At 41.6% G+C, this 25,927-nt stretch carries 18 protein-coding genes and 3 tRNA genes; 13 read left to right on the plus strand and 8 right to left on the minus strand.

The window, feature by feature from the left end:
- Window positions 1-6 precede the first annotated feature (6 nt).
- The gene (locus AAEZ02_RS03940) at window positions 7-1,314 is read right to left on the minus strand and encodes a SpoIIE family protein phosphatase (RefSeq protein WP_124013381.1); all 1,308 of its coding nucleotides are present in this window, start codon (window positions 1,312-1,314) and stop codon (window positions 7-9) included.
- A 285-nt stretch (window positions 1,315-1,599) separates the two neighbouring features.
- Here AAEZ02_RS03940 and AAEZ02_RS03945 point away from each other — a divergent pair, with 285 nt between their 5' ends.
- Window positions 1,600-5,133 (plus strand): PAS domain S-box protein, encoded by a 3,534-nt coding sequence (locus AAEZ02_RS03945; RefSeq protein ID WP_351122052.1) that lies wholly within the window; start codon window positions 1,600-1,602, stop codon window positions 5,131-5,133.
- A gap of 29 nt (window positions 5,134-5,162) precedes the next feature.
- A complete protein-coding gene (locus AAEZ02_RS03950) occupies window positions 5,163-6,626 on the plus strand; it encodes a sigma-54-dependent transcriptional regulator (RefSeq protein WP_124013379.1) in 1,464 nt (487 codons plus the stop codon).
- A gap of 63 nt (window positions 6,627-6,689) precedes the next feature.
- Here the strand turns inward: AAEZ02_RS03950 and folD are convergent, their stop codons facing one another.
- Window positions 6,690-7,544 (minus strand): bifunctional methylenetetrahydrofolate dehydrogenase/methenyltetrahydrofolate cyclohydrolase FolD, encoded by an 855-nt coding sequence (folD, locus tag AAEZ02_RS03955; RefSeq protein WP_124013378.1) that lies wholly within the window; start codon window positions 7,542-7,544, stop codon window positions 6,690-6,692.
- A 291-nt stretch (window positions 7,545-7,835) separates the two neighbouring features.
- Here folD and AAEZ02_RS03960 point away from each other — a divergent pair.
- The 11 genes from AAEZ02_RS03960 (at window position 7,836) to AAEZ02_RS04010 (ending at window position 18,849) form a co-directional block, all read left to right on the plus strand.
- Window positions 7,836-7,912, plus strand: a tRNA-Pro gene (locus AAEZ02_RS03960).
- Window positions 7,913-7,998: 86 nt separating this feature from the next.
- A tRNA-Arg gene (locus tag AAEZ02_RS03965) sits at window positions 7,999-8,075 on the plus strand.
- A gap of 8 nt (window positions 8,076-8,083) precedes the next feature.
- Window positions 8,084-8,159 (plus strand) — tRNA-His (locus tag AAEZ02_RS03970).
- A 396-nt stretch (window positions 8,160-8,555) separates the two neighbouring features.
- Complete coding sequence (gene tig, locus AAEZ02_RS03975) at window positions 8,556-9,860, plus strand: trigger factor (protein WP_124013377.1); 1,305 nt, start codon at window positions 8,556-8,558, stop codon at window positions 9,858-9,860.
- 90 nt (window positions 9,861-9,950) lie between these two features.
- Entirely contained in the window at window positions 9,951-10,562 is a 612-nt protein-coding gene (gene clpP, locus AAEZ02_RS03980; protein WP_101030322.1) for an ATP-dependent Clp endopeptidase proteolytic subunit ClpP, read from the plus strand.
- Window positions 10,563-10,691: 129 nt separating this feature from the next.
- Window positions 10,692-11,972 carry an ATP-dependent protease ATP-binding subunit ClpX gene (gene clpX / locus AAEZ02_RS03985; protein ID WP_101030323.1) on the plus strand — a complete coding sequence of 427 codons (1,281 nt, stop codon included), beginning with the start codon at window positions 10,692-10,694 and terminating at the stop codon, window positions 11,970-11,972.
- Between the two features lie 131 nt (window positions 11,973-12,103).
- Window positions 12,104-14,455 (plus strand): endopeptidase La, encoded by a 2,352-nt coding sequence (lon, locus tag AAEZ02_RS03990; RefSeq protein WP_124013376.1) that lies wholly within the window; start codon window positions 12,104-12,106, stop codon window positions 14,453-14,455.
- A 261-nt stretch (window positions 14,456-14,716) separates the two neighbouring features.
- Window positions 14,717-14,989 (plus strand): nucleoid-associated protein HU-beta, encoded by a 273-nt coding sequence (gene hupB, locus AAEZ02_RS03995; protein ID WP_059745462.1) that lies wholly within the window; start codon window positions 14,717-14,719, stop codon window positions 14,987-14,989.
- A 220-nt stretch (window positions 14,990-15,209) separates the two neighbouring features.
- Window positions 15,210-17,087 (plus strand): SurA N-terminal domain-containing protein, encoded by a 1,878-nt coding sequence (locus tag AAEZ02_RS04000; protein ID WP_351122057.1) that lies wholly within the window; start codon window positions 15,210-15,212, stop codon window positions 17,085-17,087.
- Between the two features lie 75 nt (window positions 17,088-17,162).
- A complete protein-coding gene (locus AAEZ02_RS04005) occupies window positions 17,163-17,786 on the plus strand; it encodes a pentapeptide repeat-containing protein (RefSeq protein WP_124013374.1) in 624 nt (207 codons plus the stop codon).
- A gap of 148 nt (window positions 17,787-17,934) precedes the next feature.
- Window positions 17,935-18,849 carry an AraC family transcriptional regulator gene (locus tag AAEZ02_RS04010; protein ID WP_351122062.1) on the plus strand — a complete coding sequence of 305 codons (915 nt, stop codon included), beginning with the start codon at window positions 17,935-17,937 and terminating at the stop codon, window positions 18,847-18,849.
- Window positions 18,850-19,267: 418 nt separating this feature from the next.
- Here AAEZ02_RS04010 and fabV read toward each other — a convergent pair whose 3' ends face one another.
- The 6 genes from fabV to AAEZ02_RS04040 all read right to left on the minus strand — a co-directional run bounded on the left by fabV (window position 19,268) and on the right by AAEZ02_RS04040 (window position 25,887).
- The gene (gene fabV / locus AAEZ02_RS04015) at window positions 19,268-20,470 is read right to left on the minus strand and encodes an enoyl-ACP reductase FabV (protein WP_124013372.1); all 1,203 of its coding nucleotides are present in this window, start codon (window positions 20,468-20,470) and stop codon (window positions 19,268-19,270) included.
- 105 nt (window positions 20,471-20,575) lie between these two features.
- Window positions 20,576-21,361 (minus strand): peptide ABC transporter ATP-binding protein, encoded by a 786-nt coding sequence (locus AAEZ02_RS04020; RefSeq protein ID WP_101030329.1) that lies wholly within the window; start codon window positions 21,359-21,361, stop codon window positions 20,576-20,578.
- Entirely contained in the window at window positions 21,342-22,349 is a 1,008-nt protein-coding gene (locus AAEZ02_RS04025; RefSeq protein ID WP_124013371.1) for an oligopeptide/dipeptide ABC transporter ATP-binding protein, read from the minus strand. Before AAEZ02_RS04025 ends, AAEZ02_RS04020 begins: the two co-directional genes overlap by 20 nt.
- A gap of 3 nt (window positions 22,350-22,352) precedes the next feature.
- Window positions 22,353-23,243, minus strand: coding sequence for an ABC transporter permease subunit (locus AAEZ02_RS04030; RefSeq protein WP_124013370.1), 891 nt, complete (start codon window positions 23,241-23,243; stop codon window positions 22,353-22,355).
- On the minus strand, window positions 23,230-24,261 hold the full coding sequence (locus tag AAEZ02_RS04035) for an ABC transporter permease (RefSeq protein ID WP_101030332.1): 1,032 nt from the start codon (window positions 24,259-24,261) through the stop codon (window positions 23,230-23,232). The genes AAEZ02_RS04030 and AAEZ02_RS04035 overlap by 14 nt, the downstream gene beginning before the upstream one ends.
- Window positions 24,262-25,887, minus strand: coding sequence for an ABC transporter substrate-binding protein (locus tag AAEZ02_RS04040; protein WP_351122066.1), 1,626 nt, complete (start codon window positions 25,885-25,887; stop codon window positions 24,262-24,264).
- Between the last annotated feature and the right edge of the window lie 40 nt (window positions 25,888-25,927).

Here is a 25,927-nt window from a genome sequence, read left to right on the forward strand (position 1 = left end):
CGCTCCTTATGGCATTTTATCACTTATGGATCCCGATGAATTAACCGCTTTGTTTGCCTGATGGCTTTGCTGGTTATGGCTTTTTTGGTGTTCAACAGACTTTTTCTGGTGCCACAGTCTGTTGGAAAACAACATAAGTGACATGTCGTCTTGTGCTTCACCTTGTTGCCACATTGACAATGCATGACGAATACGATGGATCATCGCATCACCACTAATTGCGTGGTTGACCATGCATAATGTTTTGAGCCGTTCAAGCCCAAACATACCCAACTTCGGATGGTTAATTTCATAAATACCATCAGAAAAAATCATTAGATGTTCATCATCAGCTAGGTGACCTTGGCAGTCGATATATTGAGTATTTTCATCAATACCAATGGGTAAACTCGAAGGGATATCGAGTGACTCACAGCGATGTTGGCTGATGAGAAAGGGCTGTGGGTGACCGGCATTGCACATTTCATATTGGCCACTTTTACTGTTGATTTTTCCTATTATCATCGTGGCAAATTGACCGTGCTGGCAGGGGTCTGAAAAAACCTGATTAATGTAATCCATTAGTATTGCTGGAGATTGATGCCAATCTACTCGACTTGGATTTAATGATTGTGCCAGGGCGAAACTTTGCATTGCGGCCCCCGCGCCGTGACCTGACACATCGATTAAGAAAAATCCGATCCATTGGCCGTCAATAGTAAAGCATTGAAACATGTCACCGGCCAACTCATTTGCTGCAGCGAAATAATGATTCACTTGCCAATTTTCTAAGGTGAATCGTTTGTCAGGTAATAATGCATGTTGCAATTGAGCGGCTTGTTTCAATTCAGATTTTTTCTGATCAAGTAATTTTTGTGTTTTATGAAATGCCTGATTAAGTGCATTATTTTGTGCTTTCATTATCTGTTGTGCCTTAATCAGACGAATCGCGGCGATGACACGCATCTTTAGCACTTTGGGTTCAAAAGGCTTAGCTAAATAATCATCTGCTCCAGACTCTAATGCATAAATGAGGTCATCGGTTGCATTATTACCGGTAAGTAACAGTATGTAAGGAGGTGAATCAGTTTGTTTCAATATTTCACAGACGGCAATCCCAGTTAATTTAGGCATACGCCAGTCGCTGATGAGTAAATCAATGGGTTGATTTTCACACAAGGATAAGGCTTGTTGCCCGTCGATACACTGATGCAATACGATGTTGCAATCTTCAACCTGCAGCAATTCCAACAGACTTGCGATAAACAGTCTTTCGCTTGTCGAGTCTTCTGCGAGCAGTATATTGATAGTGTGTGTTAACTTAGCCAGATTCATGTTTTACTCCAATGTTGACCTTTGAAGGTTTACTGATCAACCTTCACACTGTGTCTTCGGTGTTAATTCCACTATTAACCCATAACTACAATCAATAACTACAAGCAATAACTATTCCATTCTTCAAATAACTTTTAAAACATGATCTTGTGAAAGTTTATTTGCTATACCTGTTTTCAATTTTCAATTTGCAATGTCGTTATTGCAAAATGCAACAGCCTCATCCATAGTAATTGTATAAGACGTTTATCAACGTTATTTGCTGGTCCGTAAGGGAGAGGAAATTTGTCTTTTCGATTAAAAACGATTATAGGAGTGGCACTGATTGAAGCCATATTGCTATTTATTTTGGTCTACACCAGTATTGATTACCTCAAACAATCTAACCAGTCTGAAATTGAGAAACGAGCGAGCCTAACCACGAGCTTATTTTCGGTAGCGGCTAAAGATGCGCTAAATGAGTTGAATAAAACCACCTTAAGAGAGCTAGCCAAAGAGCTTAGTCACAAACAAGAAGTCAGCTACGTTTATATTTTTAAAAATAATCAACTTATCGTCGCAATGCACAAAGAGTCCAGCAATGTTATATGGGGCGTTGATGAAGTAGGCCAAATTGATGAACAAAACAATATTTTTGATATAAACAGGCCAATAATTAAAGATGGGCTTGATATTGGGGCTGTTCAAATCGGATTTGATCGCTCTGGATTTGATGCCTTTTTAATCCAAGCTTCTAGCCGGCTTTTATCTATTGCGGCTGTTGGAATACTCCTCGTCGCACTATTTTCTTGGTTATTAGTTGTGTATTTGACTCGTAATCTGATGCAATTACAAATAGCCTCAAAACTTATTTTGCAAGGTAAAACCGGGGTACAAATACCGGTTGTCGGTAAAGATGAAATTGCTCAAACCACCACTGCTTTTAATCAAATGGTACAAAATATTGATTCAAGATCTCATGCCTTAACGGGAGCAAACGTCAGATTAAATACTATTTTAGAATCAGCTGCTGACGGATTTGTTATCATTGATGTTAACGGCTTGATTACTGAAGTGAATAAATCCGTAACCCGTCTTTTTGGCTATAGTAACGAGGAGCTGGTGGGTGAAAATGTTTCGATACTGATGCCAATAGCCGATCGAGAAATGCATGGCCACTATATAAAGCGTTACCTTGACGGGGCTGAAGCTAAGATAATCGGTACCGGTAGAGAGTTAATTGCTGAGCACAAAGACGGACATCAATTTCCTATTGAATTGTCAGTGTCTAAAATGGTCATTGATAACAACATTTTATTTTTGGGATTTATTAAAGATCTTACTGCAATAAAGCTTAATCAGAAAGCGGCTGAACGAAGCCAGTCAATTTTACTGACGACGCTTGAGGCAAGCCAAGATGCATTAATTACTATTGATATTACCGGTAGTGTAGAAGAATTTAATCCAGCAGCGATTAAGCTTTTTGGTTATTCCCGCGAAGAAGTGTTAGGTAAATACTTAGAGGATTTAATTATTCCTAAGGCATTTCAACAAGCTCATCGAAAGGGTATGGAACATTATCGGCAAACGGCCAAAGGGGCTGTGTTGCACAAACGGATTGAGGTACCCGCCCACAATAAAGACGGTAAAGAGTTTCCCATTGAGTTAAGGGTCATACCTATTCAGCTGGGAGATGATATTTTATTTACCGCATTTGTACGGGATATTTCTGAGCAAAAATCAAAAGAAGAAGAGTTGCGGCTTGCCAAAGAGCAAGCTGAAGCCGGCAGTAAAGCAAAATCACGCTTTTTAGCCACCATGAGTCATGAAATCCGCTCGCCATTAAATGCCGTGCTGGGTAGCGTTGAGTTACTTTTGGGGTCGTCGCTTCAAAAAGAGCAACGAATTTATGTTACAACGGCTAAAGAAGCGGGCGATGCGCTATTAAATACCATTAACGATATTTTAGATTTTTCTAAAATTGAAGCTGGGCAAATGGTGCTTGAGTCTCATGAGTTTGAACCCGATAACCTAGTAGCTCAGGTGCTGCAAATCCTTGCCAATAAAGCATTAGAAAAAGGCGTGCATCTTGCCAGTTATATTAATCGCAATGTTCCACAGCGTTTAGTCGGTGATCCTCAGCGGCTTCGTCAAGTGATCCATAACCTGGTTGACAATGCGATTAAGTTTTCAAACTCAGGCTGTATTACTGTAGAAATGTGGATACCTGATAGTCATAAAGAACGCGTTGAGCTATGTTGTTCAATATCAGATCAAGGTATTGGTATCAGTGAGGATGCTCAAGCAAAGCTATTTGTTGAATTTTCCCAAGTTCACGACACCCATACCACTAATTATAAGGGGACGGGTTTAGGGTTAGCGATTTGTGCCGAATTGGTACGAATGATGGATGGTGATATCTCGGTGGAAAGTGAACTTGGTAAAGGCAGCCGATTCAATTTGTTTGTGACGCTAGATAAAAGTACCAAAGCAATAAATCATTATGCAAAATTACCTGAACATTCTCGAGTGCTGATTATTCACCCTGATAAGCAATTGTGCAAATTGGTAAAAAAACAGTATATAGAATACGGTGTAAAAACAACGTATATAAATGATGTCGCTAACGTTTTTAAACTATCGCGAGTTCGGGGACAGTTTGACCTCATTTTACTCGATGATTCATACATTATGTCGGTTGATAGAAAGTTATTGAAAATTTTACATAATGACTTTTTATTGCCACAAGGTATTTTAGCTGCATTGAGCACTGGAGTGAATACTCAAGTGTCGCAACTATTAAATGAAATGGGCATAGAGCAAGTCGTTAACAAACCCCTTAGTCGCGCGATGTTGCTAAATCTAATCAGCGGATCAACCCAAGAAACCAAACTTGAATCGCAACAGCGAGATAATTTTTCATTTCCTCAACACTGTAAAATCCTCTTGGCTGAAGACAGTCCTGCAAATCAAATGGTTGCAGGAACGATGCTGGCTAAACAGGGGGCTAATATTGAGTATGCTAATAATGGTGTAGAAGCGGTTAACATGGCGCTTAAAACTGACTATGACATCATTTTAATGGATATTCGTATGCCAGAAATGGATGGGTTAGAGGCGACAAGCCTTATTTTACAGCAAAAACCTAAACAAATTATTCTGGCGATGACAGCCAATGTATTCAAAGAAGAGTTAGAGGCTTGTACTCAGGCAGGAATGCTTGATTTTATTGGTAAACCAGTCAATAGCAAAGATTTGATCGACGGTGTCGCTAAGTGGGTCAATAAAGCGCAAACATCAACACGCGATGAGCCAGACGATCAAGTCGAAATAACTTCGCAGCCTAAGATGGCGCTTGAATTACCGCATAGTGTTGATTGCCCCTCAGAGGAACAATCTGAGGAAGACATTAACATGAATTTATCTTTATCACTGTCGCCAAACAATGATATTGCTGCTGTCCAAAGCAATACATTGCAAGAGACTAAGATGAACATTGGCCTATTAAATTTTGATGTAATAGCTACTTTAGTCGATGTTATTGGCGAAAAAACCTTAAAGAAGATGCTAAAGGTCTTTTGCCAAGAAGTACAAATGAGAATAGAAACATTACAAAGACTAGGACCTGACGGTGACATGAGTCGAATTGAAGATGAAGCTCATACCCTAAAAAGCAGTTCTGGTAGTTTTGGGGCTGCAGCATTGTATGAAGCCGCTAAAACGTTAGAAGTGGCTTCAAGAGAGGGCAAGGATCCCATAGCAGAATTATTAGAACAGACTATTGTCATAGCAAATCAAAGTGTTGATGTAATTAAACAAATTTATCAATTAGATGATTGAAGATTCATTTCAGCAACTGAAGGAACATTATGGGATTTCGAGTCGTTTTAGTCGAAGACAGTATATCTTTAGGGGCGCTTTATACCGAATACTTATACAGCGAAGGTGCCGATGTCACTTTAGTGCATTATGGTGAAGATGCGCTAACAGAAATACATCGTCAACCGCCAGATATACTTATTCTAGACATCAAACTGCCTGATATGTCTGGAATGGATATTCTTGCTCAGGTGAATGAAAGCCATCCAGATATTACAGTGATAATGATCACCGCTCACGGCACTATTGATATTGCTGTAGATGCCATGCGATCCGGTGCGTTTGATTTTTTAGTTAAGCCATTTGACAGTAAACGTTTAGCGATAACGTTACGTAACGCGTTGAAGCAAAGGCAATTAGTTAAACTGGTTACACAGTATGAAAACAGCCTACCCAAAGCCAACTATCAAGGGTTTATAGGTGAGTCATTAGCCATGCAAACCGTGTATAAAACGATTGATTGCGTCGCTAATAGTAAGGCATCGGTGTTTATTTTTGGTGAAAGCGGTACTGGCAAAGAGGTCTGTGCACAAGCTATTCATAATGTTGGTAATCGCAAGCATAAATCATTCATAGCACTCAATTGTGCTTCTATCCCAAAAGAGTTGATCGAGAGTCAGATTTTTGGTCATACCAAAGGCGCTTTTACTGGGGCGGTGAGTCAGCGAGATGGGGCTGCAACACAAGCTGATGGTGGTACATTCTTTCTTGATGAAATCTGTGAAATGGAGCTTGAACTACAAAGCAAGTTACTGCGCTTTATTCAAACCGGAGTATTTCGTCGAGTGGGGGGAAGTAAAGATGAAAAGGTCGATGTGAGGTTTATCAGCGCCACCAATAAAGATCCTTGGCAACAAGTGCAAGAAGGCTTGTTTAGAGAAGACCTGTATTATCGATTGCATGTTATCCCGATTGAGTTGCCTCCACTCAATCAGCGCGGTAAAGATATTTTATTAATTGCCAATAAACTGTTAAAACAATACGCGAAAGAAGAACAAAAAAACTTTAAAGGCTTCAGCGCTGCAGCTCAAAAGCAACTTCAACTATATGCTTGGCCTGGCAATGTCCGACAGCTACAGAATATTGTTCGCCAAATTGTGGTATTGAACAATGCCGATGAAGTCGAAGTAGCCATGTTACCCTCGCAAATCAGCAAACCGTTATCAAATCTGGTTCAGGCTCCTAGTGTGTATGGTGCTAATCAAACCGTTGCCGTTATGCAAACTGCGCCGACAAGTTCTGCACAACCTGAAAACAGCACTCTTGATAATACGCCATTAAGTGACATCAATACGGTCGTGATTGAAGCCTTATGGAAAACTGAGAAGCGAACGATTGAAACCGCAATTGAACTTTGCGAAGGCAATATCCCAAAAGCGGCAGCTATGTTAGATATCAGCCCCTCTACGATATATCGAAAGAAGCAATCTTGGGATGATATGGAGCTTAAATAGTCGTGTTGCTGTGTAACAAAAAAACCTGCAAATACAGGCTTTTTGTCATATCGCTGCACGATGTTAACTATGGTAGTGCTCGCAAGCGTATAAAGTATTTTCAAGCAAACTGGCAATGGTCATCGGGCCAACTCCACCAGGAACCGGGGTAATAAATGCCGCATTTTCAGCGGCAATATCAAATTCAACATCACCCACTAGGCGACCATTATCCAAACGAGTGATACCAACATCAATAACAATCGCGCCGGGTTTTATCCATTCGCCAGGAATAAACCCTGGTTTACCCACCGCAACAACCAACAGATCGGCCTGACGGACTTTTTGTTCTAAGTTTTTAGTAAAGCGGTGACAGGTTGTGGTGGTACAACCGGCTAATAATAATTCCAGTGTCATTGGACGACCGACAATATTTGATGCACCCACCACGGTAGCATCTAGACCATAAGTATCGACACCGGTTGATTTGATTAAGGTCATAATGCCCATAGGGGTACATGAACGTAGCACTGGAATGCGTTGTGCTAAACGGCCGACATTATAGGGATGGAAGCCATCAACGTCTTTATCTGGACGTATACGTTCAATGACCTTTGAATCATCAATATGATCAGGTAGAGGCAGTTGTACAAGGATCCCATCAATGCTTGGATTAGCATTACACTGGTCGATTAGAGCTAATAGTTCTGCTTCAGTAGTGTTGATGTCGAGGTCAAACGATTGCGATTCAAAACCGACTTCCTCACAAGCTCTGCGTTTACTGCCAACATAAACTTGAGATGCGGCATCACTGCCCACTAAAAGAACCGCAAGTCCTGGCGCGCGAAATCCAGCTTGTCTACGTACTGCTACTTTTTGTTTTAGTGTGGTGCGGATAGATTGTGCAATGGCTTTACCGTCAATAATTTGAGCAGTCATGGCTGTTGAGTTTCCTTTGAGTGGCGCGGGTGTTGAAGTCAATTGTCGATCGGCGGTTATTCTAGCAGGCGTATTGAAGAGTGTCATTTGCTAGACGAGGAAAATACAGTTAATAAACTATTCGCGCTATGATACTAATCATAGTTTTTGCTGCTAAATTCGGCATATAGCATTTAGGGGTAAAAAAATCGTTGACGATAGCAAGGTGACTCGTTAATATGCGCTCCGTTCTCGAGACAACCTTGTTATTGTTTATCGATAATATAAAACTCGAATACAAGACTAGATTTTCGGTGATTAGCGCAGCCCGGTAGCGCATCTCGTTTGGGACGAGAGGGTCAGAGGTTCGAATCCTCTATCACCGACCAAATTAAATGTTATTTGCTATCATAGTGAGTAACAGAACAAGTAAACTTGTTCAGCCAGACAGGATACAGCGTTTAGCTGTGACCATGCGCCCGTAGCTCAGTTGGATAGAGCACCCGCCTTCTAAGCGGGTGGTCGCAGGTTCGAATCCTGCCGGGTGCACCATTTCAGTGGTGATTGTAGCTCAGTTGGTAGAGTCCCGGATTGTGATTCCGGTTGTCGTGGGTTCGAGCCCCATCAGTCACCCCATTTTTTCTGATTAACTCAAACTATCGAATAAAGACCCTTTATGGGTGTCGTTATGTTCGTTTTGGTCACGATAATTATTTTGCTGCAGAGCATTATCAACCTAAGTCAACAATCTCATTTCGCACATTAAACGTGCAAACACATCAAAATTGATCACAAGTCGGCTTTTTTATCACGTAAATCGACCTTTTCAGGCTCGACTCTGTTAAAAACGGTAGCTATAATGTCGCGTCTTGATAAATATCAAAAATAAGCTAACTGCACCAACAGCGTCTTCAGCATCATTAATATCGCTGTGCTGGGTGTCAGAGCTAAACCCGTGGTCAAGAAACGAATATCTAATGGTTGAGTTGTCGACCATTACAAAGAACGTTAGACATATTTCGAGGTAAAACAATGCAAGTTTCTGTTGAAACAACTCAAGGCCTAGAGCGCCGCCTAACTATTTCTGTACCTGCTGAGCAAATCGAGAAATTGGTTAAAGACAATGTATTGCGCGAAGCAAAGCGTGCTCGTCTTCCAGGTTTCCGCCCAGGTAAAGTACCTATCGGCGAAATCAACAAGCGTTATGGTAAAGCCATTCGTCAAGACATCACTGGTGAAGTGATGCAACGCAACTTTATTGAAGCGGTTGTGGCTGAAAAGTTGAACCCAGCGGGTGCACCCGTATTTACTCCTGGTACAACTGAAGGCGAAACATTTGAGTTCGTTGCTACGTTTGAAATTTATCCAGAAGTGGTACTAACTGGCTTAGATAACATTGCCGTTGAACAGCCTAAAGCTGAAGTAAATGATGCAAACGTAGACACTATGATTGAAACGTTACGTAAGCAGCACGCTACTTTCGCTGCGGTTGAACGTGAAGCAGTTGCTGACGATAAAGTTAAAATGAACTTTATTGGTACTATTGATGGTGAAGAATTCGAAGGCGGAAAAGCTGATGATTTCGAACTTCAATTAGGCAGCAGCCGTATGATCCCTGGTTTTGAAACCGGTATCGTAGGCCATAAAACCGGTGACGAATTCGAAATCGAAGTGACTTTCCCTGAAGATTACCATGCTGAAAACTTGAAAGGTAAAGCGGCTAAGTTCGTTATTACCTTAACTGAAGTTCAAGCGGCTAATCTACCAGAAGTGAATGATGAGTTTGCCTCTTTGTTTGGTATTGCGGAAGGTGGCTTAGACGCACTTAAGACTGAAATTCGTAAAAACATGACTCGCGAACTAGAGCAAGCGTTAAAAGCGAATGTGAAAGAGCAGGTCATTACTGGTTTACTTGCAGCAAACGACATTACCATTCCTAAAGCACTTGTAGAGGGTGAAGTGAATGTACTTCGTCAACAAGCAATGCAACGTTTTGGTGACCAAACTGAAAATATGCCAGAACTTCCGGCTGAACTTTTCACAGAACAAGCTGAGCGTCGTGTTAAGATTGGTTTGCTATTAGGCGAAGTGATTAAGACCAATGAGCTAAAAGCTGAAGATGATCGTGTCAATACATTGATCGAATCTATGGCTTCAGCGTATGAAGATCCGTCAGAAGTTGTGTCATACTACAACTCAAATAAAGAACTTATGCAAAACATGCGCAATGTAGCGCTTGAAGAGCAAGCTGTTGAAGCTTTGTTAACATCAGCAAAAGTAACCGTTAAAGACGTCGCTTTTGAAGAATTTATGAACAAGGCTACCGGACGAGCGTAAGCTAAGCTTGACTTAACAAGCCGTTCGCCATTTATAATGGCTCGTATGAGGTTCCTCATGCGGGCCATTTTTATTTTAGGGAAATGAATAATGCATAAAGCACCAGAATCAGTACTCAATGCGCTTGTACCTATGGTTGTTGAACAAACAGCGAAAGGTGAACGTTCTTATGATATATACTCTCGTCTATTAAAAGAGCGAGTCATCTTTTTAGTTGGCCAAGTCGAAGAACACATGGCTAACCTCATTGTTGCTCAACTATTATTCCTTGAGTCAGAAAGCCCAGATAAAGATATTTATTTATACATTAACTCTCCCGGCGGTTCCGTAACGGCAGGCATGGCTATTTATGACACTATGCAGTTCATTAAGCCTAATGTGAGCACTGTATGTATTGGCCAAGCTGCGAGTATGGGCGCCTTCTTATTAGCCGGTGGCGCTAAAGGTAAACGTCATTGCTTACCGAACTCACGAGTGATGATCCATCAGCCATTAGGTGGTTTCCAAGGTCAGGCATCAGACATAGCAATTCATGCTAAGGAAATCCTAGGCATCAAGAATAAATTAAACCAAATATTAGCTGATCATACTGGCCAGCCGCTAGAAGTGTTAGAGCGTGATACTGACCGTGACAACTTTATGAGTGCTACACAAGCTGTTGAATATGGTATTGTCGATTCATTACTAACAAGTCGCGGCTAAAACGGGTAGCTGATTTTTTAGTTACATTAAGGTATTCTGTATTGAGAGACGTTCGGTCATCAATGTGGTTATGATAAGTATCTGCAAGCAGGGCTTAGGTTAGCTTAAGTTGTAAACAGAGGTAGAATAATGGTCGATAACAAAAATAACGGTGACAGCGGCAAATTGCTGTACTGCTCTTTTTGCGGAAAAAGTCAGCATGAAGTGAGAAAACTCATTGCTGGTCCATCAGTTTATGTATGTGATGAGTGTGTTGATTTGTGTAACGACATCATCCGTGAAGAAATCAAAGAGATTTCTCCTAAGCGTGATGAAGACAAGTTGCCGACACCCCATGAGTTACGCAAACATCTTGATGACTACGTAATAGGTCAGGATCAAGCTAAAAAAGTGTTAGCCGTAGCGGTATATAATCATTATAAGCGTTTACGTAATGGCGCAATGAAAGATGGTGTTGAACTTGGTAAAAGTAACATTTTACTATTAGGCCCAACCGGTAGCGGTAAAACATTATTAGCTGAAACACTTGCACGCTCACTGAATGTCCCTTTTGCTATGGCTGATGCAACCACATTAACCGAAGCTGGTTATGTGGGTGAAGATGTTGAAAACATCATTCAGAAGCTACTGCAAAAGTGTGATTACGACGTTGAGAAAGCCGAGCGTGGCATCGTCTATATTGATGAGATTGACAAAATCAGTCGTAAATCAGACAACCCTTCAATTACTCGTGATGTGTCGGGTGAGGGTGTTCAGCAGGCGTTGCTTAAGTTAATTGAAGGCACTGTTGCTTCAATTCCGCCACAAGGCGGACGAAAGCATCCACAACAAGAATTCTTGCAAGTGGATACGTCTAAAATTCTGTTTATCTGTGGTGGTGCATTCGCTGGACTTGAAAAAGTCATTGAGCAACGTGCACACACAGGGACTGGAATTGGCTTTGGTGCAGAAGTAAAAGGCGAAGCAGATAAAGCGACTATTTCACAGATCCTTAGCAAAGTAGAGCCTGGTGATTTAGTGAAGTTTGGGTTAATCCCTGAATTTGTTGGTCGTCTACCTGTTGTTGCTACGCTAACCGAGTTAGATGAAGCAGCATTAGTACAGATTCTATCTGAGCCTAAAAATGCATTAACTAAGCAATACAGTGCATTATTTGAGATGGAAAATGTCGAGCTTGAATTTCGTGATGATGCATTACAAGCTATTGCTCATAAAGCCATGTCACGTAAAACCGGTGCCCGTGGATTACGTTCTATTGTTGAAAGCATCTTGCTCGATACCATGTACGATATTCCATCGACTGAAGGCGTGATCAAAGCGGTTATTGATGAATCAGTAGTGAAAGGTGAATCAGTTCCTATTTTGATTTACGAAAATACAGAGACACAGGTTGCTTCAGGCGAGCAATAATTGCTCTGATAGCAAGTAAGTTGATAAATAAGGAGTCCATTGGGCTCCTTTTTTCGTATTGCCCATTGAAACTGATAACATTACCCCAATATAATTATTATTAAGTCTATTTCATTAAACGGAATCGAGCCATGACTAAAGAGCGTGAAGCGCATATCGAACTCCCCGTATTACCACTGCGAGATGTGGTGGTATACCCACATATGGTAATTCCGCTATTCGTAGGACGGGAAAAATCAATTCGTTGCCTTGAATCGGCAATGGAACAAGACAAGCAAATTTTATTAGTCGCTCAGCGAGACGCTGATCTTGACGAACCGACCAAAGACGATATTTTTGATATTGGTACGGTAGCCTCTATTTTACAGTTGCTTAAATTACCAGATGGCACGGTTAAAGTATTAGTTGAAGGTGGTCAACGAGCCAAAATCAAGCAATACATCCAAGAAGAGGCATTCTTTACTGCAACAGCAGAATACCTCGAGTCACAACAGTTAAGTGACAAAGAGGAAGAAGTGCTAGTTCGCAGTGCGATTGGCCAATTTGAAGGCTACATTAAGCTAAATAAAAAAATCCCACCTGAAGTATTAACGTCATTGTCAGGTATTGATGAAGCCGCTCGTTTAGCTGATACCATGGCTGCACATATGCCATTGAAGCTTGAAGACAAGCAATCTGTGCTAGAGATGATCAATGTCGGTGAGCGTCTTGAATACCTGATGGCAATGATGGAATCGGAAATTGACTTGCTTCAAGTTGAAAAACGTATTCGTACCCGTGTTAAAAAACAGATGGAAAAAAGTCAGCGCGAATACTATTTGAATGAGCAAATGAAAGCCATTCAAAAAGAGTTAGGCGACATTGACGAAAGCCATGATGAATTTGAAGTGTTGGCGCGTAAGATTGAAGACGCTGGCATGCCAAACGACGCAAAAGAAAAAGCCATTGCTGAGTTGAATAAGCTCAAAATGATGTCACCAATGTCAGCTGAAGCCACTGTTGTGCGCAGCTACGTTGACTGGATGACTGCGGTGCCTTGGAAACAACGCTCTAAAATTAAGCGTGACTTGGCCAAAGCACAAGAAGTACTTGACGCAGACCATCATGGGCTTGAAAAAGTCAAAGAACGTATTCTTGAGTATTTAGCAGTACAAAGCCGAGTTAGGCAGCTTAAAGGGCCCATTTTGTGCTTAGTAGGACCTCCAGGCGTGGGAAAAACCTCGTTAGGTCAATCTATCGCTAGGGCTACTGGTCGTAAGTATGTTCGCGTTGCATTAGGCGGCGTGCGTGATGAAGCAGAAATTCGCGGTCATCGCCGTACTTACATTGGTTCTATGCCAGGTAAAGTCATTCAAAAGATGGCCAAAGTAGGCGTTAAAAACCCATTATTCTTACTCGATGAAATCGACAAAATGAGTTCCGATATGCGTGGCGATCCATCGTCAGCGCTATTAGAAGTACTCGATCCTGAACAAAATGCAACGTTTAACGATCATTACCTCGAAGTCGATTACGACTTATCTGATGTGATGTTCGTTGCTACGTCAAACTCAATGGATATTCCAGGCCCTTTGCTTGACCGTATGGAAGTTATTCGTTTAGCCGGTTATACCGAAGATGAAAAGCTTAATATTGCTAAGAAACATTTATTGAGTAAGCAAATTGAACGTAACGGCCTTAAAGCAAAAGAAATCAATGTCGATGACAGCGCTATTTTAGGCATTATTCGTTATTACACTCGTGAAGCGGGTGTGCGTTCATTAGAACGTGAATTGTCGAAGATTTGTCGTAAAGTAGTTAAGCACATTCTGCTTGATAAAACGGTCAAAGTGATTGACGTTAACCAAGATAATTTAAAGTCATTTCTAGGTGTACAACGTTTTGATTTTGGCAAAGCAGAATCGAACAACCAAATTGGTCAAGTGACTGGCCTTGCATGGACTCAAGTCGGCGGCGATTTGTTAACCATCGAAGCCACCTCAGTAGCAGGTAAAGGTAAATTAACCTATACCGGTTCGCTGGGCGATGTGATGAAAGAGTCTATTCAAGCAGCAATGACGGTTGTACGCGCTCGAGCAGAAAATTTAGGCATCAATAACGACTTTTATGAAAAACGTGATATTCATGTGCACGTACCAGAAGGCGCGACACCAAAAGACGGTCCTTCAGCCGGTGCAGCAATGTGTACCGCGTTAGTGTCTAGCTTAACGGGTAACCCAGTGCGCAGTGATGTTGCTATGACAGGTGAAATCACCTTACGTGGTGAAGTATTGCCCATTGGTGGCTTAAAAGAAAAGCTATTAGCAGCGCATCGCGGCGGAATTAAACACGTATTAATTCCTCAAGAAAATGAACGAGATCTGGAAGAAATTCCAGCCAATGTGATTGCAGATTTAACCATTCATCCAGTACGTTGGATAGATGAAGTGTTGAAATTGGCGCTTGAACGACCAGTTGAAGGCTTTGAAGTGGTCAAAAAATAGCTTGTTAGTTAAAAAGTTGCTATAGAGCATAAAAAAAATGAAAAAAGGGGCTTAACAAAGCGCTGACCTGTGGTAGCCTAGGTCGGTGGAGAGTCAGTCGCACCAAGCCCTTGGGGCATCTGACGTAGAGCTGTATCCAATTTCATTTTTTGGTTTTCGTACTAAGTTTGGTGTGTTATCAAACTTATAAAATAAAGCCTCCGCAGACTGCTCTAATCATAGATTTGGTTGCGGCGCGACAATAACATTCAAGGGGATGACATGAACAAATCTGAACTAATCGAGAAAATCGCATCTGGTGCTGATATTTCTAAAGCTGCTGCTGGCCGCGCACTGGATTCTTTTATCGCTGCGGTAACTGAAGGTCTTAAAGATGGCGATAAGATTTCTCTAGTTGGTTTTGGTACTTTTGAAGTACGTCAACGTGCTGAACGTACTGGCCGTAACCCACAAACGGGTAAAGAAATTAAAATTGCTGCTGCGAACATTCCTGCGTTCAAAGCGGGCAAAGCGCTAAAAGACGCTGTTAATTAATTATTAACAACGTGGCCTTTGTAAGGCATTCGTAAAGTAAGCACTGCTTAGGCGGTGCTTTTTACGAAAAGCAACCTGTAATATGCGCGGCATAATACATGTTGGGAGTATTGGGTTTTACCCGTGGTAGCGTCTGATAACTCCATATAATTTACAATAAGGCGCAGCCACAAGGTGATGCGCCTTTTTATTTTATTAATCGCAACAAGCGAGAATTCAGATGTTAGAAAAAATTCGTGAAGGATCACAGGGGATTGTTGCTAAAACAATTCTAGTCCTTGTGATACTTTCTTTTGCTTTTGCCGGTGTGAGCAGTTATTTAGGCTCAAACACGGGTGTACCTGCTGCAGTTGTTAATGGTGACGCAATCGCCGCCAACGATCTAGAACAAGCTTTTCAAAATGAACGCTCTCGTATTGAGGAACAGCTTGGCGAAATGTTTACCGCATTAGCGGCTGATGATTCTTACATGAACGGCATTAAACAAGGTGTATTAGATCGTTTAATTGCTGATAAACTCATTGATCAAGCTGCTTATAAATTGGGCTTACGTGTATCTGATGAGCAAATCAAACAAGCGATTATCGAAGAACCTGCATTTCAAACTGATGGTCAATTTGACAATGAACGCTACCTAGCAGTATTGCGTCAGTTAGGCTATCAAACCACAAGTTTTAGAAACATGATGCGTGTTGATATGACTCGTCGTCAGTTACTCACCGCACTAGTGGGCAGTGAGTTTGTTTTGGATGGCGAAGCTAAGCAGCTTGCACAAGTTCAAGGCCAAACCCGTGACATCCGCTACTTAGTGGTCGACTCAACACCTTTTTTATCAAGTGTGTCGGTGTCTGATGAAGAAGTGCAAAGCTATTACGATGCTAATTTATCGCAATATATGAGCCCTGAAAAAGTCAGTCTTGAGTATGTTGAATTGAATGCTGATGAAATGGCTAAAAACAGTGAAACCTCTGATGAAGAAGTAAAAGCTTATTACGCCGATAACAAAGCACAATATAAAACGGCTGAAAAACGTCTTGCTGCGCATATTTTTGTTGCCGCAACCGATGACGACAGTGCAGATAAAGCCAAAGCTGACGCCATTGAAGCCAAGTTAATAGCGGGTGAAGATTTTGCTGAAGTGGCAAAAACTGATTCTGATGACCAGCTTAGCGCTCAACAAGGTGGTAAGCTAGATTGGTTTGAACAAGGTGTAATGGATCTGGCATTTGATGAAGCACTTTTTGGATTACAAAAAGATCAAGTCTCGTCAATTGTAAAAAGTGAGTTTGGCTATCACATTATTAAGCTACTTGATTTACAAGCCAGCCAAGCGACATCGTTTGACGACGTTAAAGCCAAAATAGTAGCACAGCTGCAACAAAAGAAAGCGCTAGATGTATACTATAGCTTACAAACTAAGCTGGCTGATACCAGTTACGAAATCCCTGATTCTTTAGCTGAAACCGCGCAAGCTGTTAATGCGAAAGTACAAACAACTCAGTTATTTTCTCGTGACGACGTACCTGCTAAATTTAACACCCCAGAGCTTATCAAAGCGGCGTTTTCTGACCAAGTGTTAGCCAGTGGCATGAACAGCGATGTGATTGAACTTGCGCCAAACCATGTTGTGGTGATTCGCATAAAAACACATCAAACAGCAGGCATCATCAGCTTAGTTGATGTTAAAGCGGGTGTTATTGAACGTTTGAAGCAAGATAAAGCCAATGACGGTGCGCGTGATAAAGCCGCTGAATATATGGCGCAGTTAAAAGCGGGTAATAACACCTTAACCGGTGCAACCTTAACCGCCTTGCCTAAATTAGGTCGTTTCAATCAAGACATCGACCAAGCCATTACCAACAAAGCCTTTAAGATTGCTGCTCCTACTGAAAACAGTGTCACTATTGACACTGCATCATTAGCTACTGGTTATGCGGTTATTGTTGTTGATAAAGTCAATGAAGCAGAAGGCATCAATGACAAGCTGATCAATACGCTTAAACAACGTATCGCGCCTCAATACAGTGAAGCTGATTACCGTGCTGTGATCACCTCACTAAAAGCGGTTGCTGAAATTGAGTATCCTGTTGCTGACTAATTAAGTCATTTTAATAGTAAGTAATAACAGAAGACCTAGGCTAGCCTAGGTCTTTTTTTTAAAGGTAATATAGGCATGAAACCATTAACCAGCGGAGATGATATTGAGCGGTTTGAGTTATCGCATTATTGCGATGAGACGTTTGAGCTTATCAAGCAGGGAGTCTTGCAGATTAAGCTGGTTATATTTGAGCGATGTCAGTTTATTCAATGTGATTTGAGTCAGAGTGATTTCAATCACTGCCAGTTTATTGAATGTGTCTTTAGTCAATGTAATTTAAGCGTGTTATCTGTCGTCGCCACTGAGTTTGATGATGTTATTTTTCGCGACTGTAAGGCCATAGGTATTGACTGGACTAAAGCTCAGTGGCCGCAATTTATGACTCAAACCAGCATTAAATTTGAGCAATGTTTACTCGATGGCAGTAACTTTTACTCGCTTCATTTACCCGAGATAACATTGGTAGATTGTCGTGCCCACGATGTTGATTTTAGAGAAGCCAATTTAAGCAAAGCCGATTTGCGACGGACAGATTTTACTTTAAGCCAATTTAGTCATACTAATTTAAGCGGTGCTAATTTTACCGATGCAAGCAATTATCACATTGACATCACCCGTAATGAGGTTAAACAAGCCATATTCAGCCGATTTGAAGCCTTGAGTTTGTTAGAAGGCTTAGATATTCAATTAGTTGATTAATTTCATTATTCCAATTTTGGTTAAACTTTGGCTAAACAATGGCTAAAGATTAGGTATTATTGCCTGCGCACAAGCAACAAGTTAATTTACATTAGTTAGGTTCTGATAGCGATCGGGATGTGATGACTTACACCCAAAAGGAGACGACATGAGCCATAGACTTGATCAGGCATTTGAGCGAGTATTAGCTTATTTAGATCAGCATTTACATGAGCCGTTTGACCTGGGAATGTTAGCTGATATTGCCGATATACCACAAAGCCATTTTGAAGCGCTATTTTATGCGCTGTATCATATCTCCATTGACGCCTATGTAGAATTACTAAAAAGCCTAGAAGCCGCCCATTTATTAGGTTTTGCCAAGCAAGTTTCTCTGACTACAATCGCGGCTAAATTGGCCTATCGTAACGAACAGCACTTTATCGAATCGTTTACTCGCAGTATTGGTCAAAGCCCTCAATCATTCCAACAAGCGCCTGATTGGGGCAACTTTTTTGCTAAGCAACAACCGCTTAAATCGTTTCAAGCAGATGTTAGTCAGCAAGAGAAGCAACCCTCAGTTGATATTGTATCGTTTGATACGCAAGCATTAGCGGTGATGGAACATCATGGTGATCCGGCTTTATTACCTCAAACTATTGCGCGATTTATTGAATGGCGTCGACAGTTTGCTTTATCTCCTACAAGCGGTAGAACCTTTAATTTGCTTTACTCAAGCTCGGAGTTATCTGCTAAAACGCAATATCGAATTGATATTGGTGTATCGTTAAATACCGAGACACAAGCAAGGTTGAACCCTTTAGCGTTAGAATCGAGTCAGATTAAGCTCAAAGAGATCCCTCAGGGACGATGTGCGAGGGTTAAATACAATGGTGATGATAATGGTATTACGGCGGCAATAGGCTACCTGTATCGCGATTGGGTTAATGCGAATGATGTTACCCTAAGAGATTTCCCCTTATTTTTAGAGCGACTCGTGATTGCTGATAATGAGTTTGGTGACCCTCAGCCAAAACAACAGCAAGACTCACAACAAGTACTGATTTATTTACCGATTGTTTAACCTCAAACCATAAGCCATCACGGGCTGACCATGGTCAATAAATATTCACTTATTCACTATTAATATAGGGATCTAATGCTGACTTCAACCCTCAAAGAGCAGGTATAAAGGGCGTTTATTACTTGTGAGTCATCACTACTATCCGCATGAGGTTATTGAATCATGTCATCCCAGACAGGGTAATCTAGCCACGATAGCCTAAAAAGCTAAAAAGAGACAGATATGGGTGAATGGCAATTAAAGGTGAGGGCAACGACGAGATTTGGGCATTTTTGTGTGTGCCCGGCTCAAAAATAGTAAACATCTTTCAGGGCGGGACTGGAGTCATAAAAAAGCCGTAATGCAGGGCATTACGGCTTTTTACGTTAACGTGCTATAACTGAGCTTCTAGTTCACTTATGCTTCCTGTTCACTTATGCTATAGCTCAATCACATCAAACGTGACACTCGGATCAACGTCGGCTTCATAATCAATACCATCAATACCAAAGCCGAACAGTTTTAAAAACTCTTGTTTGTATTCATCGTAGTCAGTTAATTCACTTAAGTTTTCAGTGGTGACTTGCGGCCATAAATCACGGCAATGCTGCTGAATTTCTTCGCGAAGTTCCCAATCATCAAGGCGTAAGCGATTTTCGCTGTCAACAGCTGGTGTTTGGCCATCAACACGGTATAGGCGTTCACTGAATAAGCGGTAGATTTGTTCAATACAGCCTTCATGTAAGCCTTCTTGACGCATTTTCTTAAATACCATCGCGATGTAAAGTGGCATTACGGGAATTGCTGAGCTCGCTTGTGTCACCACACTTTTTAACACTGCAACGTTAGCTGAGCCACCCGTAACTGATAATTTGCTGTCAAGGGCGTGAGCTGCGCGGTCTAAATCCATTTTGGCTTTACCCAAGGCGCCATGCCAATAAATAGGCCAAGTCAATTCGGTACCAATGTAGCTATAAGCAACCGTTTTGCAATTGTCAGCTAATACGCCAGCTTCGCTTAGCGCACTCATCCATAATTCCCAATCTTGGCCGCCCATTACCGTGATGGTGTCAGCAATTTCTTGCTCAGTAGCAGGCTCTACAGAGGTATCAATAATGGTGTTTTTGTTGGTATCAACAGCCGTGGCAGTATACGTTTGGCCAATTGGTTTAAGTGATGAACGGATAACTTCACCGGTGTCTGGCAATTTACGAACTGGAGAAGCCAGTGAGTAAACCACCATGTCGATTTGACCTAAATCTTGCTTGATAAGCTCAATAACTTGTTGCTTTGCTTGATGGCTGAATGCATCACAGTTAATGCTTTTTGAATACAGGCCTTCTGCTTTGGCAAACTTGTCAAATGCCGCTGTGTTGTACCAACCGGCAGTACCGGGCTTAGTTTCAGAACTTGGTTTTTCGAAAAACACCCCGATGGTGGCGGCGTCGCTACCAAATGCTGAAGCGATACGAGAAGATAGGCCATAGCCACTTGAAGAACCGACAACCAGTACTTTTTTTGGCCCATTAGCCATTTTGCCTTTGGCTTTAATTAGTTCGATTTGTTCTTTTACGTTCGCTTCGCAGCCAACAGGATGAGTCGTGGTACAAATAAAGCCACGAATTTTAGGTTTAATAATCATATTTAAGCTTCTTCCTTTAACATTGGCTCTAGGATAAATAGTTCGGCGACTAAATGGCACTGATTTTTGCTAAAAAGGTCTCAAAACCATAGTGGTTGGAGCAGTTTAGCGCTTTTGCATAAATTGACTTTGCTCTTTAATGAGTCGCTGGGTGTATTCATGCTGTGGTGCGGTAAACAAGGCCTCAGTGGTGGATTTTTCAACCATATGACCATTTTGCAGTACCATAATTTTATCACTTACATGACGGATAATATTGAGATTATGTGAAACGAAAATATAGGATAAACCCATCTCTTTTTGGAGTTTTAATAGCAGATTAATAATTTGAGATCGAACCGATAAATCCAGTGCTGTCAGCGCTTCATCTGCAATAATAATTTTGGGATTAAGCATTAATGCCCGCGCAACGGCGACACGCTGCTTTTGGCCTTCTGAAATCATGTGCGGATAAAAGTCTGCGTGCTCGGGCAATAAGCCGACTTTTCTTAAGGTTTCAATGACCAAGGCTTTACGTTCCGTTGAATTTAATTGTGTATTAAATCGCAACGGTTCTTTAAGCAAGTTACCAATGGATAAACGTGGATTTAGCGAGGTGGTTGGATCTTGGAAAATCATTCTAATTAACCGACATCGCTGCTTTAAATTATGCGTTTCTAATGTTTCACCTTCAAAAAATATTTCGCCGCCACTACGTTGCTCTGCACCGACTAAAATTCGGGCAAGGGTACTTTTGCCTGATCCCACTGTTCCCACAATTGCCAGTGTTTCACCGCGCTCGAGTTCAAATGAGACTGGAGACAATGCCTGATAATATTGAGGTTTAAAACGCTTATAACCGGTTAAGTATTGCTTACTTAACTCAGTCACTTTAAGCAATGGTGTCGTCATCTTCTTGCTCACTTTTATAAGGGAAATGGCAGGCAAAATAGCGGTCTTTAATATGTTCAAGTTTAGGCTGTTTTACACAAGTTCGCTGCGCTTCAGGGCAACGTGGGCCGAGTCGACAACCCGCGGGTAAATGTTGCAGAGACGGTGCCGACCCTTGCAGTGTGGGTAAGTTAGCTTTGTGACGCATTTTTTTAGTATGATCAGGTAGGTTTTTTAATAATGCCCGCGTGTAAGGATGATAGGGCATGGCCACCATTTCGTTAACGGGTCCTGATTCCATAACCTGACCACTGTACAGAATGGTTAAGTTGTCACACCAATGCACCATGGTTTCGAGCTCATGGCTGACCAATAAAATGGACACATTTTGCAGTTGATTGAGTTGTGATAATAATCTAAAAATCTGCGCTTGAGTATTAAGCTCCATAGAGTTGGTTGGCTCATCGGCAATGAGTAGTTTGGGATGATTGGCGACAGCCATTGCAATCATGACTTTTTGGCATTCGCCTTCAGACAATTCCCATGGATAGCATTTCATTAGCATTTTGGGTTTTTTTATACCCACTTTGTGGAGCCATTTTTGCGCGTTTAAATAGGTCGCATGACTGCGTCGCCAAAAAGGAATATTTTTATTGGGCACCATAGCTTCAATTAATTGACTACCAATGGTTTTAACCGGATCTAAACTGCCTGAAGGATCTTGGAAAATCATCGCCATTTCGCTGCCCATTAGGCAACGCCGTTGTTTGGCATTCATTTCCAATAAGTTTTTTCCATCCCACATCATACGATCGGCAATAATATGCCAATTAGGACCCAACACCCCCAAAATCGCTTTGGCTAACAAACTGCGCCCAGAGCCTGATTCGCCAACCAGCCCATGAATTTCACCTGGGTTGATTGTCAAACTGACTTTTTCGAGCACTTTTACAATGCCCTCGGGGGTATCTAGTTCAATCGTGAGATTACGAATATCGAGTAAAGGCATAAGTTAGTTTCTTATCGGTGCAAGCGCAGAACGTAAACCATCACCAACTAAGTTAACCGATAACACGGTAAACAAAATGGCGATACCAGGGATACTTACGGTCCAAGGTGCGAGCAGTAAATTATCAAGCCCTTGTGCGACCATCGCCCCCCACTCTGGACTCGGTGCCTGAGCTCCGAGGTTTAAAAAACCGAGTGCAGCGATATCTAATATCGCCGCAGAGATTGCCATCGTGACCTGAATAATCACCACATCCCATACGTTGGGCATAATCACATACCAAAAAACTTGCAATGAGTTGGCACCGTCTAGTTTTGCTGCAGTGACATATTGTTTTTGTAGCTCTTCATGAACGGCTTGATGAATAACACGGACAAATTGTGGAACCATCGCGATCCCCACGCCCCAAAACACATTATTAAGTCCTGGCCCCATAACCGCGACCACTAAAATGGCCATTAATAATGAAGGAATAGAGAGGAGTGCATCTAATAAGTGACCCAGAATACTCGACTTAATACCGCGCATCATTCCTGAAAGCGAACCAATAATAAAGCCAAAAAACAGCGAAGCCGCCACAATAAGTAGTGACATACCAAAGGTTAATTGTACGCCGTGTAAGATGCGGCTAAAAATATCTCGTCCAAGATCGTCAGTCCCAAGAAAGTGTTCTACTGAACCGGCAGGATCCCATGATGGCGGCAATAGTAATACTTGTTGGTCTTGCATCTCGGCCGAATAAGGCGCGATGATCGGGGCGAAAATAGTTAATATTAATAAAAATATGACGGCCCATAGACCGATTACGGCAAATGGATTAGCCGAAAACGTTTTCCACATTCGCCACAGCGGTGAGGCAATATGATCTTCTTGGTAAATTTTAATTCGAGGCATACAATTCCTTTCTGCTCATTGGATTGATTGCGGTATGAAGCAAATCAATCAAAATGCTCAAGAAAATGATTAATAATGAGACAGATAAAATGCCTGCTTGAATGACGGTATAATCACGCTGATAAATGCCCGAAACTAACCAGCTGCCTACACCTGGCCACGAAAAGATAACTTCAACCACGATGCCATAGCTAGCAAACGATCCCAGCATTAAACCAATACTTTTTAGCACTGGAATTAAGGCGTTGGGTAATGCATGGCGCAACAGTATTTTAGCTGTGTGTAAACCTCGCGCTTCAGCGGCTCGAATATAGGTTTTATTCATTACATTTAAAATGGCTTGTCGAGTGATCCTCACCACCAATGTAAAGGGAAGTACCGCTAAAGTGACTGCGGGTAATATCAAGTGCAGTAAAGCATCATGAAATGCCGGAATGCGATAAGCAGAATCAGATAATAAGGTATCTATTAACATGAAGCCCGTGACAGGTTCAATTTCATAAAGTAAATTAATTTGGCCTGAAATCGGCAACCAGCCTAAATTGACTCCAAACCACATAGATAGGGTTAACCCCAGCCAAAATACCGGGATAGAATAACCCGTTAAAGTGACCGCTAAAATACTATGTTGAAGCGCTTTATTATTGCTTAAGGCAGCCAGAATACCTATGGGAACCCCAAAGAACACCGCAATAAATCCTGAAAATAACGACAGCTCAAATGAAGCAGGCAATACTGAAGCCAGTTCCTCTGAAACCTCTTGCTGCGAGTTACTGGATATCCCTAAGTTACCCGACAAACGCTGGCGTAAATAGGCAGTAAACTGCAATAATTGATTATCGTTTAATTGATAATCTTGTTCAATTTGCTGTTTTTGCTCAATCGTTGGGTACTGAATCCCCGACAGCGAGTAAGTTTTACTGACAGGAAATTGTCCCGATGCCATAAATAGCACTGCTATCATTAACAGTGATGTGGCCATAAACAGCGTTATGCGCCTAAAGAGGTAACGCCACATTTATTGGTTTTCCTCTTTTGTTTTGGTTGTTCCGGCAAATGAAATGCCGCCATAAGATCTAATTTGCATGCTAGTAATATTGTTCTTTTTCAAGACCACTTTTTTAGCGTGAGCAAGTGTCACCATAGGAACTTGATCGCTGATAATCGCTTCGGCGGTTTGATAAAAAACTTTACGTTCTGGTTGAGTTGAGACACTTTGGGCTTGGGTTAATAAGTGTTCAAAGTCTTTTTGGCACCAGCGAGAGCGATTATTGTTAGAGGCTAATGCTGCGCAGCTTAATAACGGGGTAAAAAAATTATCGGGGTCGCTATTATCAGCATTCCAACCAATGAGAACCGAATCATAATTAGAACTGGCTAACTTCTGGGTGAACACGCTCCAATCATAGCTAATGATATTAAGTTTTACCCCAATACGGGCTAAATCTGCCTGAATAAGCTCCGCTGTTTTCAGTGCGCTAGGATTATAAATCCGCGCCACAGGCATGGCCCACACATTAATGGATAAATTAGATACGCCTGCTTGTTGCAGTAAAGCTTTGGCTTTTTCAGGGTTATATTCATTAGGCGATAAGTTTTTCGAATAAGCCCATGATGCTGGAGGCAAAACCCCTGTAGCCTCTACGGCGGTATCATTATATACCACGTCTAAAATATTATTCTTATCGATAGCATGTGCAAGCGCTCGCCTTACCCTAACATCATCTAATGGCGGTTTTTGGGTGTTAAATGCCCAAAATGCCACGTTCAGTCCGGGTTTGGTATCGACAATAATATCCTTATGTTGGTTAAGTACTGCAAGCTCACCCGCTTTGGGCAATGATGAAACACTGCAGTCTCCGGTGATTAATTTGGCAATGCGCGCGGTGCTTCTTGGGGTAATATCAAACACCAATTGGTCTATCTCAACCGTGGGTCCCCAATAGACTGGATTCTTTTTATAGCGAATATATTCATTTTTAACATACTGATTGAGCTGAAAAGGTCCTGTGCCTACAGCGTAATAATCAATATCTTCAGGCTTGCCCTGGGCTAAAAGTTGATAACCATATTCTGCCGATAACACTACGGCAAAATCAGTGGCGAGATTAGATAAAAAAGAAGCATCTTTACGCACTAAATGAAAGATAACTTGGTAATCGTTTACTTTTTCAATTTTATCGATTAAATCAGCAAAACCTATACTTTGAAAAAATGGATAACCGGTTCTGCTGACTAAATGATATGGGTGCAAGGGGTCAATTATACGGTTAAATGAAAATAACACGTCGTCGGCATTAAAATCTCTTGTAGGGGCAAAGTGCCGCGTCTTATGAAAGCTAACATGCTCACGCAAGGTAAATAGATAACGTAACCCATCATCGGAGATTTGCCATGATGTTGCTAAGCCGGGAGTCATCTCGGCTTTTTGTTGGCTGTAATTCACCAATCTGCTGTAAATCTGATGTGAAGTGGCATCAATAGTGGTGCCAGATGTGACAAGCTGGGGGTTAAAACTTTCGGGATTACCTTCGCTACAATATACGAGACCAGAAGGTAATTGTGCTTGTCCGCATGCAGCCAACATAACGCTGGATAGACATAGAGACATCAGCTGGTACCAACGTTTTACTATAACAGGCATGGTGTGATCATATTTTATCGATTTTGAGTGGTTATTTTAA

This window comes from Shewanella sp. T24-MNA-CIBAN-0130, assembly GCF_040310185.1.
In the GTDB taxonomy this organism is placed as follows: domain Bacteria; phylum Pseudomonadota; class Gammaproteobacteria; order Enterobacterales; family Shewanellaceae; genus Shewanella; species Shewanella psychromarinicola.

What these genes read in the sequence shown, in the direction of transcription:
- AAEZ02_RS03940 (WP_124013381.1), bottom strand. Translation starts at nt 1,314, where the DNA reads ATGAATCTGGCTAAGTTAACACACACTATCAATATACTGCTCGCAGAA.
- AAEZ02_RS03950 (WP_124013379.1), top strand. Translation starts at nt 5,163, where the DNA reads ATGGGATTTCGAGTCGTTTTAGTCGAAGACAGTATATCTTTAGGGGCG.
- folD (WP_124013378.1), bottom strand. Translation starts at nt 7,544, where the DNA reads ATGACTGCTCAAATTATTGACGGTAAAGCCATTGCACAATCTATCCGC.
- tig (WP_124013377.1), top strand. Translation starts at nt 8,556, where the DNA reads ATGCAAGTTTCTGTTGAAACAACTCAAGGCCTAGAGCGCCGCCTAACT.
- clpP (WP_101030322.1), top strand. Translation starts at nt 9,951, where the DNA reads ATGCATAAAGCACCAGAATCAGTACTCAATGCGCTTGTACCTATGGTT.
- clpX (WP_101030323.1), top strand. Translation starts at nt 10,692, where the DNA reads ATGGTCGATAACAAAAATAACGGTGACAGCGGCAAATTGCTGTACTGC.
- lon (WP_124013376.1), top strand. Translation starts at nt 12,104, where the DNA reads ATGACTAAAGAGCGTGAAGCGCATATCGAACTCCCCGTATTACCACTG.
- hupB (WP_059745462.1), top strand. Translation starts at nt 14,717, where the DNA reads ATGAACAAATCTGAACTAATCGAGAAAATCGCATCTGGTGCTGATATT.
- AAEZ02_RS04000 (WP_351122057.1), top strand. Translation starts at nt 15,210, where the DNA reads ATGTTAGAAAAAATTCGTGAAGGATCACAGGGGATTGTTGCTAAAACA.
- AAEZ02_RS04005 (WP_124013374.1), top strand. Translation starts at nt 17,163, where the DNA reads ATGAAACCATTAACCAGCGGAGATGATATTGAGCGGTTTGAGTTATCG.
- AAEZ02_RS04010 (WP_351122062.1), top strand. Translation starts at nt 17,935, where the DNA reads ATGAGCCATAGACTTGATCAGGCATTTGAGCGAGTATTAGCTTATTTA.
- fabV (WP_124013372.1), bottom strand. Translation starts at nt 20,470, where the DNA reads ATGATTATTAAACCTAAAATTCGTGGCTTTATTTGTACCACGACTCAT.
- AAEZ02_RS04020 (WP_101030329.1), bottom strand. Translation starts at nt 21,361, where the DNA reads ATGACGACACCATTGCTTAAAGTGACTGAGTTAAGTAAGCAATACTTA.
- AAEZ02_RS04025 (WP_124013371.1), bottom strand. Translation starts at nt 22,349, where the DNA reads ATGCCTTTACTCGATATTCGTAATCTCACGATTGAACTAGATACCCCC.
- AAEZ02_RS04030 (WP_124013370.1), bottom strand. Translation starts at nt 23,243, where the DNA reads ATGCCTCGAATTAAAATTTACCAAGAAGATCATATTGCCTCACCGCTG.
- AAEZ02_RS04035 (WP_101030332.1), bottom strand. Translation starts at nt 24,261, where the DNA reads ATGTGGCGTTACCTCTTTAGGCGCATAACGCTGTTTATGGCCACATCA.
- AAEZ02_RS04040 (WP_351122066.1), bottom strand. Translation starts at nt 25,887, where the DNA reads ATGCCTGTTATAGTAAAACGTTGGTACCAGCTGATGTCTCTATGTCTA.